Below are 19,726 nucleotides of genomic sequence, written 5' to 3' on the forward strand. Positions count from 1 at the left end.
CGACGCAAATGCCAAATGGCGGCAGTGGTCGTCGATGGGTTCCAGACGGGGCATCCACTGTACCTCTGCGTCCGATCACATCGTTAGCTATCCATACAACTCCGATGATTCCTCCTATGAGGCGTTCAGCGCATCGTATTTTGCATGCGGAATTCATCCGGCATTCACTGGCAACAGCCGTGCCGGATCACCCAGCCAGCCTGACATCAGCGCGATGCAAAGCAGCGTGAGCACGTTGGGCGACGCAGTCTTATTCAGCAAATGGCGACGATGCTTGCGCGCGGTCTCGTTGCTGATGCCAAGCGCGCGTGCTATCTGCTTGTCGCTCAACCCGCTCGCAAGCAGATTCAACACTTCGCGCTCGCGCGGCGAACACGGATCGATATGCGCGAGGCCGCCATTCTGTTTGAGTGCATCGGGAAAAAGAACGAAATACTTCACCACCAATTGCGACGACTTTTTCAACCCCGATTTAGCCAGCAGATTTTCGCGATATTTACGCGCAGTCGAAAAAGAAAACTCCAACTGCCTTGCAATTTCCCGATCGGTCATCCCTTGCGCAATCAGGCTGAGCACACCGGTTTCCCGTCGGGTGAGATTCAAGATCTTTTCCTTAAGATGGCATCTTTCTGACCACCATCCTCGCGTAGCGTCATTCCCGATTCCTGACCATTTCTGGCTTCTTTTTCTTTCTGGATCACCCCGCCCCGCTGCATACCCCATTTGCCGAATAGCTGCATCGGCACACGTGCTCGCAGAATGATTTCGCGTGCTGCTGACAGTGCGCCGATACGAAGAACCGCTTGATGGTCGCCGAACTATTGCCTTGAAAGCGCATAGCCGAACTGCGGGTATGCATCGCAATAGATTGAAGCGTCTGGCCGTTTCTGCACAAACCACTGCTTCACCTTCCGCGGAGTTGTCCGTGGCCATCCTGGCCGCGGGGCCTCGCCTGGTCTTCAATCAAGGAGAAAACCATGAACTGGAATCGCGCATTCACGGATCTGATCCGCAATGGTCGTCCGTCCTACTGGGGTAACTGGACGCTTTCGCCGAAACTCACCCCGGGCGCGGTCGGCATCATTACGCCGGACACCGGCGACTTCACGCTCGTCAAGGAAGCGACGCCCGGCGTGACCGTCAGCAGCCGGACGGTGCCGAATCAATGGAAACTATCTTCGAATAATGTCCACCGCACGGAAACCAATGTGAATCTGGATGGATCGGGTACCGATCCGGATACCGGCACGAAGGTCAAAGCAGGCGTCGAAGTGAAGTGGGAATTCGCGTCGGTCGGCTCGATCGCATCGGAATTCGGTATCGCGTCGGAGGCATACATCAGCGATCTGACCACGTTGACGAAGCCCGACACGCTGAAGTGGCTCGCCGAACAGGCGCAATCGGTCAGCATGGGTTCGGGTGGGCATATCTCGCAAGGGTTCGGCGTGGTCACCAGCACAGTCTTCGCGCATAGCGGACTGAACGTCGGCTCGCAGGACACCAGTTCATCGTTCTCGCTGACGGGCTCCGCCAGCGCGATTCATGACATGCTGGGCGGCGTCAACGGCAGGGGGTCGTTTCTTTCAGCCACGCAGAACAAGAGCGTCGATCAGCACTTGTGGCCTTTCAAGGCCGAAGAAATCGCCGCCAGCCCGATTCCGATCGCATACACGGTCGCATCGTTCGACGGCTCGCTGCTGATTCCGAACTGGATCACCCGCCTTGGCGCATTTGAAATCTACTTCAACAACAAGCCTGGCTGCACCTACGTGACGCAAATCAAGCTCGCGTACGACACGCCGCAGGGCAAGCGCAATGACGAGTTTTCGCTTTCCGGCGGCATTTCGAAGACGGTCGGCAATATTCCGCTGAACGCGACGAACATCCATGTGGATGTGAAGTTCAAGGGCGTGATGAACGATGACCACTACGCGTTCAATTGGCCAAGCCCGTTGGGCCAGTGGCTGACCGGCCGTCGTGAAATCGAAATGACCGGTGTCTGGCCGGGCTCGACCCACGCTCGCGAGTTGTAAGCGCGCGCGATTGCCGGCCGCGTAGACGTGCTCACGCCAGGCGCTTGTCGCCTGGTGATCGAGTTCCCGTAACCGCCCACGCTGCGCAATCCCGCTCGACGACGGAATCACGATATCGAACCCTGCGCCCGCCGTGTTCGATGCGCGCGTTTGCGGCCATCGATCTAAAAAACACTCCGCTCGCTGGCCTTGTTCATCGATTTGTTATCTTTCAGTCTCGGGCCGCATTCCGCGCCTCTCTATCGTCCTTCAACCGATCCACGCCAACACCCGGGAACGCCTGATGCCGCTTCGCCTTCCGCCGCTATCGTCGCTGCGTTTTTTCGAAGCGGCCGCGCGGCATCTCAGCTTCAAGCTCGCCGCGGCGGAACTGCACGTGACGCCGAGCGCGGTCAGTCATGGCATCGTCGGCCTCGAGCAGGCGCTCGGCGTCGAGCTGTTTGTGCGCGAACCGCGCGGACTGTCGCTGACGCCGGAAGGCAAGCAGTATTTACCGTATATCTCCGAGGCTTTCGCGCTGATTGCGATCGGCACACAGCGGCTGCCCGACCGGCGCGCCGACCGCACGATCGCGGTCAGTTGCGCGCCGACGCTGGCGATGCGCTGGTTCGTGCCGCGCCTGGCGCGCTTTCGCGACAGCTGGCCAAACGTCAATGTGACGGTCGACACGTCACGCCGTCTGATGGGTTTTCCGGCCGATGGGTTCGATTTCGCCCTGCGTCTAAGCCGCGGGCCGGTCGCGGGTGCATCATGCGACCGGCTGTTCGGAGAACGGCTCGTACCCGTGTGCAGTCCCACGTACCTCGACACATGGATCGCTGCGTCGGGAACCGGATCATCGGACGGAAGCCCCGATGCAAAACCGGACCTGAGACGCGCGACGCTGATTCACGTCGATACCGCGAGCGCCGACTGGCAAGCATGGCTCGACGGCGCAGGCTATAGCGGCATCGATGCAGCCGGCGGCCTGCACTTCGACACCGTGCAACTCGCGCTGGAGGCCGCCGCCGGCGGTCTTGGCGTCGCTATCGGGAGACTGCCGCTGGCCGATGCGGACCTCGCCGCGCGCACGCTCGTCGCGGCCAGCGACCGGATCGTCGACGCTGAACCGGCGTACTGGCTGATCGGCGCGCACGGAGCCGATGCGCGCCCCGATCTGCTCGCGTTCAGGCAGTGGCTGCTCGCGGAAGCGGCGCTCATCGAACCGGTCGCGCGGGCGGTTGAGTGAAAGGAAGAAGCAGAAAGCAGCGGCAGTGAAAGCGGACTCAAAAGCAGGCGCCCCAACCCCCGGTGATCAGGTGACCCGGCGCGCAGGTGAAAATCTTTCACCCGTCGTCAAAATCTTTTCCTTTGCTGCCACTACGCATCGCTGCCACTATCGCGGCGAGGAGGAGACACCACTATGTCGACGGCCATCCGCAGTCATTCGCTATCCTTGAAAACCCATCTGACGCTGGTGATCGTCGCCGCTGCGCTCGTCATGAGCGCAGCGATGGGCGTGCGGCAAACCTTTGGTCTGTTTATCGGGCCGTTCTCGTTCGACCGCGGCGTGCCGGTCACGCTGATCGCGTTTGCGATCGCGCTGCACAATCTGGTATGGGGCTTTGCGCAGCCGTTCGCCGGCGCTGCGGCCGACCGTCACGGCGCCGCGCCGGTCGTCGCGTTCGGCGCGGCGGTGTTCGCGGCGGGTCTTGCGATCGCCGCGTCCGCATCGTCGGGCTGGGCGCTGGTGCTCGGACTGGGTGTGCTGGTCGGAATCGGCATCAGCTGCACGAGCTTTGGCGTCGTGCTGACCGCGGTCGGTCGCGTCGCCACGACGGAACAGCGCAGTCTCGCGATGGGCATCGCCAGCGCCGGCGGCTCGCTCGGGCAAGTGCTGATGGTGCCGCTCGCGCAAGCGGTCCGGTTGAGCGCGGGCGTCAGCACGTCGCTGCTCGTGCTTGCATTCGTGATGCTGATTGCAGCGCCGCTTGGTATTCTGCTCGATCGTCGCGGCGCGCGCGGCGCCGCCGCTGCGACGTCCGTCCCCGCAGCAACGTATGACCACAGCCCGCCCACGTCGTTGCGCGACACACTCGCGCACGCATCGCGGCATCGCGGCTATCGGCTGCTGACGCTCGGCTTTTTCACCTGCGGCTTCCAGCTCGCCTTCATCGCAACGCATCTGCCCGGCTATCTGTTTCTGTGCCATATGCCGATCGGACTCGGCGCGACCGCGCTATCGCTGATCGGCCTCTTCAATATGGCCGGCAGTTGGGCATGCGGCTGGCTTGGCGGGCGCTTTCGTCAGCAAATCGTGCTTGGCTGGCTGTACCTGATCCGCGGCGCGACGATTGCAGCGTTTTTCCTGCTGCCGAAGTCGACCGTCTCGGTCGTGCTGTTCGCGGCCGTGATGGGCCTCACCTGGCTGGGCACCGTGCCGCTGACGAGCGGACTCGTCGCCAAGGTGTTCGGCACGCGGCACCTGGGCACGCTGTTCGGCGTGTGCTTTCTGAGCCATCAGCTCGGCTCGTTTCTCGGTGCATGGCTCGGCGGCTTTGTGTTCGACATGACCGGCTCGTATTCGCTGATCTGGGGCGCCACGGCGTTAGCCAGCGTGTTCGCGGCGGCGCTGCACTTTCCGATCGACGACACGGTCGTGGACGGCACGCGATGCATGACATGAGCCGACGATGCGCGCGCTTATCCGTCAATGCGCAAGTGTTTGCGCGAGAAACCGTTGCGTGCGCGTGTGCGTCTTGTGCGACGCGTCGAAGAACTGCTCGGGCGGTCTGTCATCGAGAATGCGGCCGCCGGCCATAAACAGCACACGGTCGGCTATGGAGCGCGCGAACTCAAGCTCGTGCGTCACGACGAGCATCGTCATGCCTTCCTGCGCGAGATTCGCGATGATGCCGAGCACGCTGCCGACCTGCTCCGCTTCGAGGCCCGCGGTTGGATCGTCGAACAGCATCACTTCGGGGTCCAGCACCAATGAGCGCGCAATGCCCGCGCATTGCTGTTGCGAACGCGACAGTTGATGCGGAAATTTCGACTCGGCGGCGCGCAATCCGACGCGTCCGAGCAGGGCGCGGCTGCGAAAGCTCGCTTCGTCACGCGAACGGCGCAGCACCTGGGTTTGCGCAAGATCGAGGTTTTGCAGAACGGTAAGGTGTGAAAACAGGTGAACGCCCTGCAGCACGACGCCGACCCTCACGCGATGCTCGGGCGCCACGCGGCGACCCGGACGCAAGGTCCGCGCGCCAATCGTGATCTCGCCGCGCTGGAACCCTTCGATGCCGTTGATGGTTTTGATGAAGGTCGACTTGCCGGCGCCGGCCGGCCCGCACAACACCGCGACAGCACCTTTGTCGAGCGACATGCAGCAGTCGTCGAGCACCAGGGTATCGCCATACCACTTCGACAGATGGTCAATCCGAATCATCACTTCACTCCAATCCGGCGCGCCCCCCACCGCGCGCGCGATACACGACGCAACAGCTGACACGGCACAACGCTCAACGCATCGGTTTGATGTTCTGGTTGAGACTGAAGAAATTCGTCGGGTCGTACTTCGTCTTCAGTGCTGCGAGCCGCGCGTAGTTCGCACCGAACGCGACCTTGGCCTGGTCGGGCACTTCGTCACTGAAGAAGTTCGGCAGATACGCGCCGGTCGACTGAGGCCGCAGCGCATCGAATAGCGCGCGTGTCCAGCCGATATGCTGGTCGGTTTCCGCCGCATCGAGCCATTGCGCGGTCAGGTTGATGTTGTACTGCGGCGCGCGGTGCGCAAACGCGGTCTGTGTGGGTTCGACGCGGGTCGGAGCGCCGGCGTAGTACTCGATGATCACCGAGGTCAGCGGCGACGTCGTGCGCGCCGCATGCTCGATCAGCAGATCGATCGTGTCGTCGTCGATCGCTTTGACGAACGTCGATTTCCAATAGTTGTACGACTTGTCCGGGAACGACTGCTCGATCAGCGACTGCATCACCGGAAACGGCATTGGCTCGATGCCGTCGAGCACCGGCGTACCGAACTGCCGGATCGGCGCTAGCACGCGCTCGCCCTCGGCCACATCGCCGCAATAGCAGACGATCATCCCGACCACCGGCACGCCGTCCGGCGTCGAGAGCAGCGCCCCGTATGCAGTCAGCTCTTCGGGCGCGGTCTTCATGAAATCGCGGTAGTGGCGCAGCACCTCGCGCGCGTCGGCGCGCGGATACAGCAACAGCCCGCTCAATACGGTCTTCACTGGATGCGCGCGAAACACGAACGACGTCACGATGCCGAAATTGCCGCCGCCGCCGCGCAGCCCCCAGAACAGATCGGCATTCGAATCGGCACTTGCGGTGACCAGGTCGCCATTCGCGGTCACGACTTCGCACGACAGCAGATTGTCGATCGTCATACCATACTTGCGCACCAGAAAGCCGACGCCGCCGCCGAGTGTCAGCCCCGCGATGCCCGTTCCCGATACGACACCGGTCGGCACCGCGAGCCCATGCAGGTGCGTTTGCCGATCGATATCCGCGAGCAGTGCGCCGCCTTGCACGTACACCGTGCGCGTTTCCGCGTCGACTGAAACGTGCTTCATTTGCGACAGATCGATCACGAGGCCGTCGTCGCACAACGAGCGCCCCGCGACATTGTGTCCACCGCTTTTCACCGCGACCAGCAAATCGTTCGCGCGCGCAAAGTTGACTGCGCGAATCACGTCGGACGCGCTCGTGCAGCGTGCGATCAGCCCCGGATGTTTGTCGATGCTCGCATTCCAGATGGTGCGCGCCGCTTCGTAGCCTGCGTCGCCGGGCAACAATGCCTGCCCTTTGAATTCGCCGCGAAAAGCCGAAATGGCGTCGGGGTCGACGTGTTTTCCGTCGCGCTGCCTGAGCGTGGCCAGGTGCATTGATGTCCTCCTCGAAATGGGGTGTGACTTCGGATGGCGCTGGGGACAAACTGATTTTGCGGTTCGCACAAAAATGCCCGCGATGAAACAAGAACAGTTGACCTGGTCGCGTTATTCCAGTTCTCGATCGGAAACTGCCGCCGCGTACCACGCATCGATCACCGTTAGCCGGTGCGCGCAAGTTCGCGACGGTTCGTTGGAGCGGCGAAAAACCCACTTTCCAGCAAACGCTGACTTTGCGCGTGTGCAAACATGGGTAAACGAAGCACGAAGCCAAGCGATCCTAACTTCATTTTGATCGATGCCGCAGCAATCGAGGCCGTCGGGTGGATTACCGGTGTCCAAACTTGGCAGGACGGCACTCCCGCGCATCATGCCCGATAGCCAGATGTGACACGCTCGCCCGCTGTGCGCGAATAAGCCACATCAAACCGGCAATGGCAATGCCACTTTGGCGAGCGTGTTGATCGACGTGTAGATCGCGGTGACGATCGCGTTAAAAAGCCTTTGAACCTCGACGACGATCATGCCGATCAGCGTCTGCGCGAAACCCATCGCCATCTGCTTGAGGCCGATCAGGTAGAACTTGAGCTCGTCATCCGTGAACTGGTTCGCTTCGATCATGCCGGTGATCAACGCCGACTGATGCGCGAGCGACTGAAGCTGATTCTGCGCAAATCCTTCGATAGCCGGCGCGTCCTGGCCTGTCACGTTCTTGACCGCGGTTCCAATACTGTTGACGAACAGGTTCGCGGTGTCCTTGAGATCCAGTGCCATGGCTGCTCCTTACTTTCCCTGCCCCTGCCGGTCGAGGAAATCCTCGTATGCGAGCGCCTCAAACATGAAGTGCTGCACCTGTCCTTTGTTCAACAGCACATCCTCGGCGCGTAGTCCTTGCGCGCAGTCCATGCTTCGCATATAGGCCAAGCTTCGCGACGCTTGTGTCAGCGCCATCGCACTGGGGATCGGATTCTCACGACCCCCGTCCATCACCGGGCCTGCGCTCTGTATTGGCGCAGTGTGCTTGAGCTTCGCGGCGCAACGCGCCGCCATGCGCGCTTCGATCGCGGCAAGATCGCTTGCATCGGCATCCGAAAGCCTGGTTGGATACGCGTTCCGGTCTTTCAGGTACTGTTCTACCTTGCCGCGCAATGCATCGTCGGGAATCGGGCGGCTTTGCGATTGCAGCGCCAGCGCATCGAGGCTGCCAATAATCTGGTCGTAGCGGTCCGCGCGTTCGGCGAACGTGTCGGCGGATGTACCCATACTGGTCGACGAGTAGAGACTCATGATCTCGCTGTTCACGTTGCGAATGCCGCTCGACAACGCCGGGTCATAGTCCGGCGCGAGTTGTACCGTGCATGCGGCGATTGACAACACGCTCGCGACGACACCGACCCACGCGCGACATAGTCTGCGAACGGAGCACAGTGGGCTCATGCCGAACTCCTATAGCCTGGGTGCCGTGTGGCGCGGAACGCGATTCGGATTGAGTTGACCGGGACTTTAATGATTTATTAAAGCGATTTCAGAATTTTTAAAATCACGCTTTATTGACTGAAAGATACATCCGCGGACGAAGATCTTTGAGTCATTCGATACGCGTATGTGCGCTATCCCACAGTTCGCCGTATGAAAATAATTCCAATAAAGACGGTCTCACACGCGGATATAACACGCGGAAATAAATATCCGAACCGCTTACGATCGTGTTTCGACGTATGTGCGTGGCTTTACGAATGGCGAGACGTTAGCTTGCACGTCTATCACGCATTGAACACCGTGCGCGGCACCGGCCCCACCGATGCACGCATCGTCACCGACACCGGAAACTCGCGCACGATATCCCACGACGTGCGATAGCAGCGGTTGATCAGCCAACGCACCGCGTTCTGCGTGAGCTCAGCAGTCGGAATATGCACCGACGTCAGCGCGGGCGCCGCGTATGCAGCGGCATAGTCGTCGTCGTAGCCGATCACGGAAACATCGCGCGGCACGACAATGCCCGCCTGCTGAAATCGCGCGAGTGCACTGATCGCCATCGTGTCGTTCGCGCAGAATAGCGCGGTAAAGGGGCGCTTCATGTCCAGCAGCATTTGCGCGGCCGCGTAGCCGCCTTCCGGCGAGAAGTCCGACTCGACCAGTGGCACCGTTTCGCGCGCTATGCCGTGGCGCGCGAGTTCGTCGAAAAAGCCGGCGAGCCGCTCGATGTTGTCCGATGCGGTAAACGGCCCCGAGATGACCGCGATCTGCCGGTGCCCGTGTGCAAGCAAGGTCGCCGCGGCCAGTTCGCCGCCGCGGCGATGGTCCGCGCAGAACGACGCATCCGGCAGCGCGTCGAACGAGCGATTCAGGAACACGACGCGTGGGTGCAGCCGGTGCAGCACATGCAGATCTTCGTCATGCAGGTCGTGGCTGATCACGACCACGCCATCGCAGTCGCGGCCGATCAGAAAACGCACCGCTTCCATCGCCTGATCGCGCGGCGACGCCTCGCCGCAACCGGTCGCGACCACCACATGGCGGTGCACCGCGCGCAGCTCCGTATCGGTTTCCTTCAGAATCGTGCCGTAGTACGAGCCGAAAAACGTCGGCACGAACAGGCCAATGATGCCGAGCGACCGCGTCGCCATCGCGCGCCCGATCGACGACGGCCGGAAATTCAGCTCCGCGATCGCCGCGTGCACGCGCGCGGCCGCATCGGCCGACACCGGCCCCTTACCGGAAATCGCGCGCGAAGCGGTCGACAACCCCACCCCGGCGCGCCGCGCCACGTCTTTCAGCGTTGCCACACACTTGTCTCCGTCAGCGGCTGCTGGTCAGAGGCGCGTGCCGCTTGCCTCGTCGAACAGCGAAATGTGCGCGCCGTCGACCACGAACGCTGCCGTATCGCCCACCGCGACCGGCGTCTTTTTCTGATCGATCGACGCAACCTGCGCGCCATGATAATCGAGCCAGATAACCCGGTGGTTACCCATCGGTTCGACAAGTGACACTTTCGCACGCTCGCCGCCGGTATTCGCGGCAATCTCGCCGTCCAGTTCCACTCGCACGTCCTCGGGCCGCACCCCCAGCACGCACGGCAAACCGGGTACAGGCGCGCTGCGGAACGCGTAGCCTGACACATCGAGCGTGAAATGCGCGCCTTGAAAGCGCACACGGTCGTTATCCACCGTCAGCACGCCGTTCATCAGGTTCATCGCCGGCGAGCCGAGAAAAGTCGCGACAAACAGGTTTTCCGGCCGGGCGTACACCTGCGCCGGTGTGCCGAACTGCTGGATCACGCCGCTCTTCATCACCGCCATGCGCGTCGCCAGCGTCATCGCTTCGACCTGGTCGTGCGTGACGTAGATCATCGTCGCGTTCAGGCGCTGGTGCAGTTGCTTCAGTTCCCGGCGCAGTTCGGTGCGCAGCTTCGCATCGAGGTTCGATAACGGTTCGTCGAACAGGAATACGTCTGCTTCGCGTACGATTGCGCGGCCGATCGCGACGCGCTGTCGCTGCCCGCCCGATAGCTGCGCGGGCTTGCGTTTGAGCAGCGGCCCGAGTTGCAGCATGTCCGATGCGCGCGCGACGCGCCGCTCGATCTCCGCCTTCGGCGTGCCGTTGATGCGCAGCGCGAACGACAGGTTGCGCTCGACGCTCATCGTCGGATACAGCGCATACGACTGGAACACCAGCGCGACGCGACGGTCTTTCGGGTCCGCCCAGGTCATGTCCTCGCCGGCAATTTCAATGCTGCCGTCGGCTACGTCGATTAGCCCGGCAATGCTGTGCAAAAGCGTCGACTTGCCGCAACCGGACGGCCCGAGCAGCACGACGAACTCGCCGCCGCGTACGTCGAGATCGAGCGCATCGATCACCGTGTTTGCGCCCAGTTGCACCTTCAGGTCGCGCACCGACACGTTCGCGAGGCCTGCGGGATTCGCTGCTACCGTTGCCATAGTTACCCCTTCACCGCGCCGGACGCGATACCGCGCACGAACCAGCGCCCCGAAATGAAGTAGACCGCGAGCGGCACCAACGATGTCAGCAGCGTCGCTGCCATATTCACGTTGTAGAAGCGCTCGCCGGTTGTCGTATTGATGATGTTGTTCAGCTGCACGGTCATCGGCAGGTTTTTCGTGCCGGCAAACACGAGGCCGAGCAGGTAGTCGTTCCAGATATTGGTCACCTGCAGGATCATCGCGACCACGATGATCGGCAGCGACATCGGCAGCATCAGTTGCAGGAAAATGCGCCAGAAACCGCCACCGTCGATCCGCGCGGCCTTGAACAGCTCGAGCGGTATGCCCGCGTAGTAGTTGCGGAACAACAGCGTCATCACCGGCATGCCGAAAATGGTATGGATCAGCACGATGCCGGGCAGCGAGCTAAACAGGCGCACACTCGCCAGCACGCGCACCATCGGGTAGATCATCACCTGGTACGGAATGAACGCGCCGACCAGCAATACGCCGAATAGCCACCCGGCACCGCGCGGCCGCCAGAACGACAGCGCATAGCCGTTCACCGCACCGACCGCGATCGACAGCACGGTGCTCGGCACGACGATACGCACCGAGTTCCAGAAGCCGACCTGAATGCCATTGCAGTCAAGCCCGGTGCACGCGGCCTGCCATGCGTCGACCCAGGGCCGCAGCGTCAGATGCGCGGGCCACGCGAGCAGATTGCCGAGGCGAATCTCGTCCATCGGTTTCACCGACGTCACCAGCATCACATAGAGCGGTAACAGGAAAAACAGCGCGGAGAAGATCAGGAATGCATAGACGCCGATTCGCGCCGGTGAGAAGCGCGAGCGGCGCGGGCGTGGCCGCCGTGCGCGCGTGGCCGTGCCGGCATGCTGCGTGCCGCGTGTTTGCGGCATACGTGCGGCGTTTTCAGCGGGATCGAGCGTGCTCATCACACGTCCTTTCGCGCAGCAGCGCGACTGCGTGCATAGAAAAACGGCGCGAGAATCGCGAGCACCGTCAGCAGCATCACGACCGACGCTGCCGACGCGAGCCCGATATTCGCACGGCCGAACAGATAATCCATGATGAACTTCGCGGGCACTTCGCTCGCGGTGCCAGGACCGCCCTGCGTCATTGCGACCACCGCGTCGTACAGCTTCACGACCATCACGAAGAGCAACACGAACGCGGTCGATAGCGATGGCCCGAGCATCGGCACCACGATGCTCAAGTAGACGCGCCAGCGCGGAATGCCATCGAGGCGCGCCGCCTTCCATATTTCATCGTCGACGCCGCGCAAGCCCGCGAGCATCAGCGCCATCACGAGGCCCGATGCCTGCCAGACCGTCGCGATCACGATCGTATACACCACCCGGTCCTGATCGACGATCCAGTCGAAGCGCGCATGCTCGAAGCCGATCTTGTGCAACACCGCTTGCGCGCCGAGCGACGGATTGAGCACCCATTGCCAGACGAGGCCGGTCGCGACAAACGACATCGCGTACGGATACAGGAAGACGGTGCGCAACACGCCTTCGGCGGCCACGCGCTGATCGATAAAAATCGCGAGCAGCATGCCGATCACGATGCACGCGACGATAAAGCACGCGCCGTACAGCACGATATGCTGCAGCGACACCAGCCAGCGGTCGTTATGAAAGAGCCGCACGTACTGCGTGAAACCGACGAAGTCGTTCGACGGAAAGGTGCGCGAATTGCTAAGCGACACGCGCGCGGTCCATACCATCGTGCCGAGGTACGCGAACACGACGGTCAGCGCCATCGGCACCAACGCGATCCATGCGGCGATCGGCCAGCGCTTGCGCAACGGCCGGCCGCGCCCGCTGGCGCCTACGGTACGCGCTCCGGCGCCGGAGCCCGAGCGTCCTGCCTCGTTCGCGACGTCCGGCAATGCATGCGACTTCAGCGCACCCATCGTTCGCTCATCCCTTCAGCGCGCCGGCGAACGCCTTTTGCGCATCGTCGACCGACTGGTTCCTGTTCCAGAAGTTCGTGATCACGTCCGTCAATGCGCCCTGCACGTCCGGCGTCACCAGCATTTCCGGATTCGGCAACTGCCGCGACTTGTCTTTCATGATCGCGATCCCCTCTTTCGCGCACACATCGAGCTGGCTTGCGTCGATGTCCGGACGAATCGGAATCGAGCCCTTGCGCGCGCTGAACGCCACTTGCGCGGACGGTGAGGTCATCACTGTCGCCAGCAGATTCTGCGCTTTAATCGCGTTCGCGTTGTCGGTCTTCGGAAACACGAACACGTCGCCGGCCACCAGATACGGCGAATGCGGACCAAAGCCCGGGAAACAGCCGAAATCCTTGCCGGCCGATTGCTTCGCCGCCGAGAATTCGCCTTTCGCCCAGTCGCCCATGATCTGCACGCCGGCCTTGCCGGAAATCACCAGCGCGGTTGCGTCGTTCCAGTTTCGTCCGGGCGAACCGGGGTCGACGTAGTCATGCAACTTCTTGAACGACGCGAGCACCTTCTTGAACGCATCGGATTTCACCGCGTTCACGTCGCGGTCGCGGTACACCTTCAAATACAGGTCCTGCCCGCCGACGTCCGCGAAAATCGCGTCGAACGTGATCTTTTCCTGCCACGGCTGGCCGCCGAACGCGAGCGGAATCACGCCGGCTTTCTTCAGCTTGTCGAGGTCGCCGACGAATTCGTCGAAATTCTGCGGCTCGTTCGTGATGCCTGCTTTCTGGAACAGCGGCTTCGAATAGAAGTACCAGCCTTGCATGTGAATATCGACCGGTGTTGCATAGTAATGGCCGTTCACACGAATGCTGTCGAGAATCGACTGCGGGAAGATCGCCGCCCAGTTTTCCTTCGTTGCAACCGTATCGACGTTATTCAGCAGGCCCTGGTCGATCAGATCGTGAAACTGTTTGGACGTATTGAACTGCGCGGCGGTCGGCGGATCGCCACCGACAATCCGGTTGATCGCGGTCGCGCGCGCCTGGTCGGCGCCGGCCACTGCGTTGTCGATCCATTGGCCGCCTGCCTTGTCGTACGCATCGGCAAACTGACGGATCGCCGCCGATTCGCCACCCGACGTCCACCAGTGAATCACGTTCGCCTTCAGCGGCTCGGCCGCGTGTGCGAGCACGCCGCATAGCGTCAACGCGGATGCGAGCGCCACGGCGACGCCGCCCGACGCGCTGAATCTTCTGCTCTTCATTCCGTCTCCTTCAGGCTTCGCGCCTGCTTTTTTCAAAGTAAGCTGCACACGCATCGCCGGCGATGCCGGCATGCACGATCAAGAGTAGGACGAAAGACGCAGGATCAGGCGCGCGAGGCGCGTTCCTGCAGGAACTTAGCGATCAGTTGCGCGCTGCGTTTGACGGTGCGCTGCTGCGTCCGGTAGTCGACATGCACGACGCCAAAGCGCCGCTCATAGCCGAACGCCCATTCGAAGTTATCGAGCAGCGACCAGACGAAATAGCCGCGCACATCGACGCCCTCCGCGATCGCCTGATCGACCGCCGCGAGGTGGCGCTTCAGGAATGCAATACGCTGCGCGTCGTCGACGCGGCCGTCGCTGACCCTGTCGTCGGACGCCATGCCGTTTTCGGTGATATAGATCGGCGGCAGCGCCGGATAGTTGCGGTGGAAACCGATCAGCAGATCGCGCAGCCCTTCCGGGTAGACTTCCCAGCCCATCTGCGTGCGCTCGACGCCGGCCAGCGGCACTTCGGTGTAGCCGTGCGCGCCATCGCTTTGCACGTTGGTGCGGAAGTAATAGTTGATGCCGAGGAAATCGAGCGGCGCGTGAATGGTCCGCATATCGCCGTCGAGCACGAGCGGCTCGGCCTCGGGCCAAAGCGACCATAGGTCTCGCGGATACTCGCCTTTGAGCAGCGGGTCGAGAATCCACGCATTGTGCTGCACCTCGAACAGATGCGCGGCGCGCTTGTCCTCGGCGCTCAGCGAATTCGCCGAGCTCTTGCCGACATTCGCGACGATGCCCTTTTTCGAAGCCGGATCGTTCTCGCGCAATACCGCGGTCGCAAGACCATGCGCGAGCAGCAGATGATGCATCGCCTGCGTCGCATAGCGCGTATTCGCGAGGCCCGGCGCATGATGGCCGTTGCCATAGCCGAGAAACGCGGAGCACCACGGCTCGTTGAGCGTCATCCATGCATCGACGTGGCCGCCCAGCTCACGGCTCATCAGGTCCGCGTAATCGGCGAAACGGTAGGCGGTATCGCGATTGAGCCAACCGCCGCGATCTTCGAGATGCTGCGGCAAGTCCCAGTGGTAGAGCGTGACGAAGGTCTGCACGCCATTGTCCTTCAGCTTGCCGAGCAGACGCTTGTAGAAATCGACGCCTTTGCGGTTCGGCCGGCCCGCTTCATCCATCACGCGCGGCCATGCAATCGATAGCCGGTACGCTTCGAAGTTCAGTGACGTGAGCAGTTCGATGTCGCTTTCCCACCGGTGGTAGTGGTCGCACGCGACTGCGCCGGTGTCGCCATGCAGCACCTTGCCGGGCGTCGCGGAGAACGTGTCCCAGATCGACGGCAGGCGGCCGTCTTCACTGACCGCGCCTTCGATCTGATACGACGCGGTCGCCGCACCAAGCAGGAAGTTCTTGCGCCAGAGCGCGGAGCCGGCAGGCGGCGTGAAGGGGTCGCTGAGGGCATCACTGACCGCTTCGCTGCGTGCGGTGTCAGAGGATTCAACTGCGTGTTGAGTCACGGAAACTCCTTGCCAGATTGAACCGCGGGGTCGCTGAACGCGCCGGGATGGAAGCGCTTCCATCCGTCCGTTGCGCACAATATCAGCGGCACTTTCCGCGCAGCAATCCGGGTTTCTCTGGAGGACCAGAAAGCACGTGCCATGGCGCACTCGGCCATGCATGCGACACGCATCAGCGCATGCGCGATTGACGAACGTCGCACGTCGGGACGCCCTGTGCCTCTCGAAGAGGGAGCCGCCCCGCGCAATTCCACGATGCTTTACGCAACACCGACATCGCTCTTGTACACGTAGTTCTCGCTGCCGGGATGTTTCTTCTGGTAGATATCGACCACCTCGTCGCGCAACGTATTGGTCCGCTCACGCAGATTGCTGGCTTCGAGTTCCTCCGAAATGTTCCCCAGCGCGATGCCTGCCAACGCAAAGCCGATCGAAACAAACGGCCCGAAGACCGGAATGAACGAACTCATGCCGCCCGCTACACCAAGCACGCTCGCCGCAAGATTCAACTTGTCCTGCGTCGTCACGCTGCCACTCGCGACCTTCTTGATGTACGAATCGATGCGCGCGCCCATGTCCGCGACTGCGAATGTGGTATTGATGGCCGCCGGCCCAAGTTGCGCCTTCAACGCGGGGGAGATCTTGAGCCATTCGGGGAGGTTCTCCGAAGGCGCGGAAATCGCCTTCTGATACTTGAGGAAGTTCTCGCGATAGTCGGTCTTCAGTTTCTCCAGCTTGCTGACCTGCTGCTCCGGTGTGAGTCCGGCCAGGCTATTGGCCTCGGTGAGCGTGTTCACCTGCTGATTCAGCATCTCAAGACTCGTGGGAACGTCTTCAGTGGCCAATTCGAAGCCCTGCGCCAGCTCCTCTTCGCGGCGCCGATACGACAGCAACTTCGCGCCAAGCCGTTCGGCCGCATCGGCCTTCGACAGCCCCGCAACCGAAGCATCGGTGTACTTGCCGGACTTCAACTGGTCGCGAATCGGTTTCATCTCGTCTTCCAGCTGCGCGAAGTCTGACTCGCGCTGCGCCTTGGTTGCGGAAATGTCCCGCTTGTTTGCCGCAACCAGTTGCTCGGCCAGTTCGATTTTGCCCTCGGCTTGCGTCGACAATTCGGCAAGACTCGCGGGCTTCTGGTTGTCCGGCACTTTCTCCAGCTCGTCGACAATGTGCTGCTTCTGCTGATCGCGCATCTCCTGCAGTTGCTGATCGAGCCGCTCGAAGTACTGCCTCTTGCTCTGCGCCATCGTCGCTTCGTGCTCCTGTTGCGACATCGCCGGCGTATGGGCCAGCGCGCTGTCGGCGTCGGTTTTCAATGCACCGGCCGGCAGCGGCGTACCGCTGCCGGCTTCGAGCACGACGCTATCCGCCGGCACGGTCGACGGCAGACTGCCGATGCTGGTCGGGTTACCCATTTGCGTCTGCCATTGCTTCACCAGATAGTTGCCGACGTCGGCGCCAAGGCCGGCGGTTACTTCGGTGAAGCCTTCACCCATCAGGGCGGTGGCGGAAACGATGTCGTCAGTCGCGTCCTCGCCGGCTTTGCGCTTACGCTGCGCGCTTTCGATATACGACGCTGCCTTCGAAAAGTTCGCTGTAGCCGAATTCAGGCGCGTCAGCCCAAGCGTGCCAACCCGCACACCTGGCGGCACATAGCCGCCTTTCACCTGCAGCTTGCTCAATACGGAGTCGACCACCAGTTTCGAGTTGTTAAAACGGCTGTCGCCGAACAGCAGCTGACGGACAATGGTGCTCGCGTACTTCGCGTACGTGTTGTATTCAGCGAGCGTGGCCAGCTTGGCGGGTTTTTGCGGGTCGGGCGTTTTTGACTGCGTGGCGGCCATGCTGTCCGTGTCGCCAGATTGGCGCTGCCCGGCGGGTTGGACGGCGATATTTCCATTTGAGCCGCTCGAGGCCGCTGGCTGGGCCCCGGTTAGTGTGTCGCGTTGCGCGCCTTCTGTTTTCATCGTGTCTCCAGAGTTGATCTTGCGATTCATTCGACATCCGAACCGTCACGGCTTGCTTGACGGCGATTCATTGTGAATGACCGATCTTCCCCGATTGGCGTAATGCTGCATTTTCCATGGTGTGCTGTACCGCGTCATGGCCCCGGCCAGCGCAACGCTTGTTGATTCCCCGTGTCCTCCCGTTGACGGCGCTGCAACTGCGCGCGTGCGCGGCAATTCTCATGAGACGCGCGGAATATTCTCGCGCTTCAGTTGTTCTTCGAGCTGAAGGAGCCACCGCGCTGTGTACTGCCTCGTCACCGCCCCCCCCTGACTCAGGCGAGTTCGCCTTCGCGATCAGGCTCGCCGCAGAGCATTGTTAGCATCTGGAAAGGATTGCATCCAATCGAGAAAAGGAAACGGTCGGGCATGGACAGCGGTTTTTACGAAACGAGTTGGGATGGTGCGCCGCAAGGCCGGCCCGCCTGGATCGATAGGGTTTCGACGCAGGGCATGTCTTGCCGCGTTGACGCTTACCGTTCCGGCGCATCGTCGTTCACCTTCGCGGGCGCCGGCCAGACGGGCATCATCAACGTCAATCTTGCGTGGCAATCGGTATCGCCGGCTACGCGTTGCGACGCGAGCAACTGGAACGGCGAGCATCTGTTTGTGAAGGTCGTGAAGAGCGGCACGATGTCGATCGAACAGCGCGGACAGACGACCACGTTCGGCCCGGGCGACATCGCCGTGGTCGATCCGCTGCATACGTTCAACGAGTCGTTTTGCGAACCGACACGCGTGTCGATCCTACGCATGCCGAAGTCGGCGCTACGCGAACGCGGACTGCGCCACCAGTTTGCGGCAATCTGCTGTCCAAACCCGGCGTCAGCCGATGTCGTTGCGGTGCGCGGGTTCGTGCTGAATCTCGCGTCGCTGGCCGGCCACGCAAGCGACGCGCTGCTCGCGCGCCTCGGCGAACAGTGTCTCGACCTGATGGACGTGCTGGTCAACGACCGCGACGGACCGGCAACCGGCCGCACCAGCGCCGCGACCGTGCTACGCGCGAAGCAGGTGATCGCGCGCCGGATTGGCGACCCCGAACTGAGCGTGGTCAGTCTCGCGGCCGAGCTGAATATTTCGATCAGTTGCCTGACGCGCGCGTTAAAGGCGAGCGGGCTGTCGCCGATGCGCCATGCGTGGGCGATGCGCGTCGAACATGCGGCGCAGTTGCTTGCGCGGGCGCCGCAAGGCGCGATTCAGGACGTCGCATACCAATGCGGCTTTGCGAGCGCGGCCCACTTCAGCCGCGCGTTCAAGGAGCGCTACGGGATGACGCCGCGCGAGTACGCGGCAAGCCATAAGACTTCGCGCGGCGGGGCGGCTCGACCGAACGTGAACGGATCGCCGGACAGCGCCGGTTAGCGCCGCCGGTTAGCACCGGGTAGCGCCCCCGCGGCATTCGACGGCCGTTGGGTCGGCTACGCGATCAGGCCTTTTGCCCGAGCCGCGCCAGCAGCCACGTACGCAGCGCGGCAATCTCCTCCGCGCACACCGAATGCGGCATCGGATACGCGTGCCATTCGACATCGCTGCCGCGCGCGCGGGCGAAGTCGCGCGCCGCTTCGCCCAGGCTCACGGCCAGCACGTCGTCCTGCGTGCCGTGCGCCGCAAAAATCGGCGTATACCGGTTCGCTTCGCTCGCGCGGCTTTCGATATACGGCTGCGACGGCACGTAGCCCGACAGCACGATCAGACCGGCAAGCGCTTGAGGGTGAGTCAGCCCGGCCGAGTATGTCATCGCCCCACCTTGCGAAAATCCGGCGAGAAAGATGTTGGAGGTTGCGATACCGCGCGTGTTCTGTGCGTCGATAAGCTGCCGCACGGTCGCGCACGACGCGTCAATGCCCGCTTCGTCGACTTTCCGGTTGATGCCCTGAAAAGACAGGATGTCGTACCACGCCCGCATCACGTACCCGTTGTTCGCCGTCACCGGAATTTCCGGCGCGTTCGGGAAGACGAAGCGCACCGCGGGCGCGCCCGCGAGGCGCAGTTCGGGGATCAGCGGCACGAAATCGTTAGCATCGGCGCCGAGGCCGTGCATCAGGATCACCGCGAATTCGGGGTTCGGCGCGGTTTCGATTTCGATCGTCGACAGCGGGTCGTTCATTTTTTACAGCTCCTCGTAAGC

Annotated in this window: 17 protein-coding genes; 4 read left to right on the forward strand and 13 right to left on the reverse strand. The window is 62.1% G+C overall.

What is annotated here, in order from left to right; genetic code table 11:
- Positions 1-153: 153 nt before the first annotated feature.
- Positions 154-723 carry a response regulator transcription factor gene (locus BX592_RS34185; protein ID WP_208327925.1) on the reverse strand — a complete coding sequence of 190 codons (570 nt, stop codon included), beginning with the start codon at positions 721-723 and terminating at the stop codon, positions 154-156.
- A 254-nt stretch (positions 724-977) separates the two neighbouring features.
- On the opposite strand from BX592_RS34185, the gene BX592_RS19220 reads away from it, so the two are divergent.
- From BX592_RS19220 to BX592_RS19230, 3 genes are all read left to right on the forward strand, one after another.
- A complete protein-coding gene (locus tag BX592_RS19220) occupies positions 978-2,033 on the forward strand; it encodes a hypothetical protein (protein ID WP_134193405.1) in 1,056 nt (351 codons plus the stop codon).
- 283 nt (positions 2,034-2,316) lie between these two features.
- Positions 2,317-3,261: a LysR substrate-binding domain-containing protein gene (locus tag BX592_RS19225; protein WP_134193407.1), complete on the forward strand. Its 945-nt coding sequence runs from the start codon at positions 2,317-2,319 to the stop codon at positions 3,259-3,261.
- A 174-nt stretch (positions 3,262-3,435) separates the two neighbouring features.
- Positions 3,436-4,698: an MFS transporter gene (locus tag BX592_RS19230; protein ID WP_134193409.1), complete on the forward strand. Its 1,263-nt coding sequence runs from the start codon at positions 3,436-3,438 to the stop codon at positions 4,696-4,698.
- Positions 4,699-4,722: 24 nt separating this feature from the next.
- Here the strand turns inward: BX592_RS19230 and BX592_RS19235 are convergent, their stop codons facing one another.
- The 11 genes from BX592_RS19235 to BX592_RS19285 form a co-directional block, all read right to left on the reverse strand.
- Complete coding sequence (locus BX592_RS19235; protein WP_134193411.1) at positions 4,723-5,457, reverse strand: amino acid ABC transporter ATP-binding protein; 735 nt, start codon at positions 5,455-5,457, stop codon at positions 4,723-4,725.
- 73 nt (positions 5,458-5,530) lie between these two features.
- Positions 5,531-6,919: an FAD-binding oxidoreductase gene (locus tag BX592_RS19240; RefSeq protein WP_134193413.1), complete on the reverse strand. Its 1,389-nt coding sequence runs from the start codon at positions 6,917-6,919 to the stop codon at positions 5,531-5,533.
- A 426-nt stretch (positions 6,920-7,345) separates the two neighbouring features.
- The gene (locus BX592_RS19245; RefSeq protein ID WP_134193415.1) at positions 7,346-7,696 is read right to left on the reverse strand and encodes a hypothetical protein; all 351 of its coding nucleotides are present in this window, start codon (positions 7,694-7,696) and stop codon (positions 7,346-7,348) included.
- A gap of 9 nt (positions 7,697-7,705) precedes the next feature.
- Positions 7,706-8,359, reverse strand: coding sequence for a hypothetical protein (locus BX592_RS19250; protein ID WP_134193417.1), 654 nt, complete (start codon positions 8,357-8,359; stop codon positions 7,706-7,708).
- 326 nt (positions 8,360-8,685) lie between these two features.
- Positions 8,686-9,711, reverse strand: coding sequence for a LacI family DNA-binding transcriptional regulator (locus BX592_RS19255; protein WP_134193419.1), 1,026 nt, complete (start codon positions 9,709-9,711; stop codon positions 8,686-8,688).
- A gap of 27 nt (positions 9,712-9,738) precedes the next feature.
- Entirely contained in the window at positions 9,739-10,863 is a 1,125-nt protein-coding gene (locus BX592_RS19260) for an ABC transporter ATP-binding protein (RefSeq protein WP_134193421.1), read from the reverse strand.
- A 2-nt stretch (positions 10,864-10,865) separates the two neighbouring features.
- A complete protein-coding gene (locus BX592_RS19265) occupies positions 10,866-11,786 on the reverse strand; it encodes a carbohydrate ABC transporter permease (protein ID WP_134193561.1) in 921 nt (306 codons plus the stop codon).
- Positions 11,787-11,821: 35 nt separating this feature from the next.
- A complete protein-coding gene (locus BX592_RS19270) occupies positions 11,822-12,808 on the reverse strand; it encodes a carbohydrate ABC transporter permease (RefSeq protein ID WP_134193423.1) in 987 nt (328 codons plus the stop codon).
- A gap of 7 nt (positions 12,809-12,815) precedes the next feature.
- Positions 12,816-14,072: an ABC transporter substrate-binding protein gene (locus BX592_RS19275; RefSeq protein WP_134193425.1), complete on the reverse strand. Its 1,257-nt coding sequence runs from the start codon at positions 14,070-14,072 to the stop codon at positions 12,816-12,818.
- A 104-nt stretch (positions 14,073-14,176) separates the two neighbouring features.
- Complete coding sequence (locus BX592_RS19280) at positions 14,177-15,592, reverse strand: GH1 family beta-glucosidase (RefSeq protein WP_243849624.1); 1,416 nt, start codon at positions 15,590-15,592, stop codon at positions 14,177-14,179.
- Positions 15,593-15,852: 260 nt separating this feature from the next.
- Positions 15,853-17,589 carry a hypothetical protein gene (locus tag BX592_RS19285; protein WP_134193429.1) on the reverse strand — a complete coding sequence of 579 codons (1,737 nt, stop codon included), beginning with the start codon at positions 17,587-17,589 and terminating at the stop codon, positions 15,853-15,855.
- Positions 17,590-17,967: 378 nt separating this feature from the next.
- Here BX592_RS19285 and BX592_RS19290 point away from each other — a divergent pair, with 378 nt between their 5' ends.
- Positions 17,968-18,960 carry a helix-turn-helix domain-containing protein gene (locus BX592_RS19290; RefSeq protein WP_134193431.1) on the forward strand — a complete coding sequence of 331 codons (993 nt, stop codon included), beginning with the start codon at positions 17,968-17,970 and terminating at the stop codon, positions 18,958-18,960.
- 64 nt (positions 18,961-19,024) lie between these two features.
- Here the strand turns inward: BX592_RS19290 and BX592_RS19295 are convergent, their stop codons facing one another.
- On the reverse strand, positions 19,025-19,705 hold the full coding sequence (locus tag BX592_RS19295; RefSeq protein WP_134193433.1) for an alpha/beta hydrolase: 681 nt from the start codon (positions 19,703-19,705) through the stop codon (positions 19,025-19,027).
- Positions 19,706-19,726 lie beyond the last annotated feature (21 nt).

Source organism: Paraburkholderia rhizosphaerae (assembly GCF_004366595.1).
Classification (GTDB): domain Bacteria; phylum Pseudomonadota; class Gammaproteobacteria; order Burkholderiales; family Burkholderiaceae; genus Paraburkholderia; species Paraburkholderia rhizosphaerae.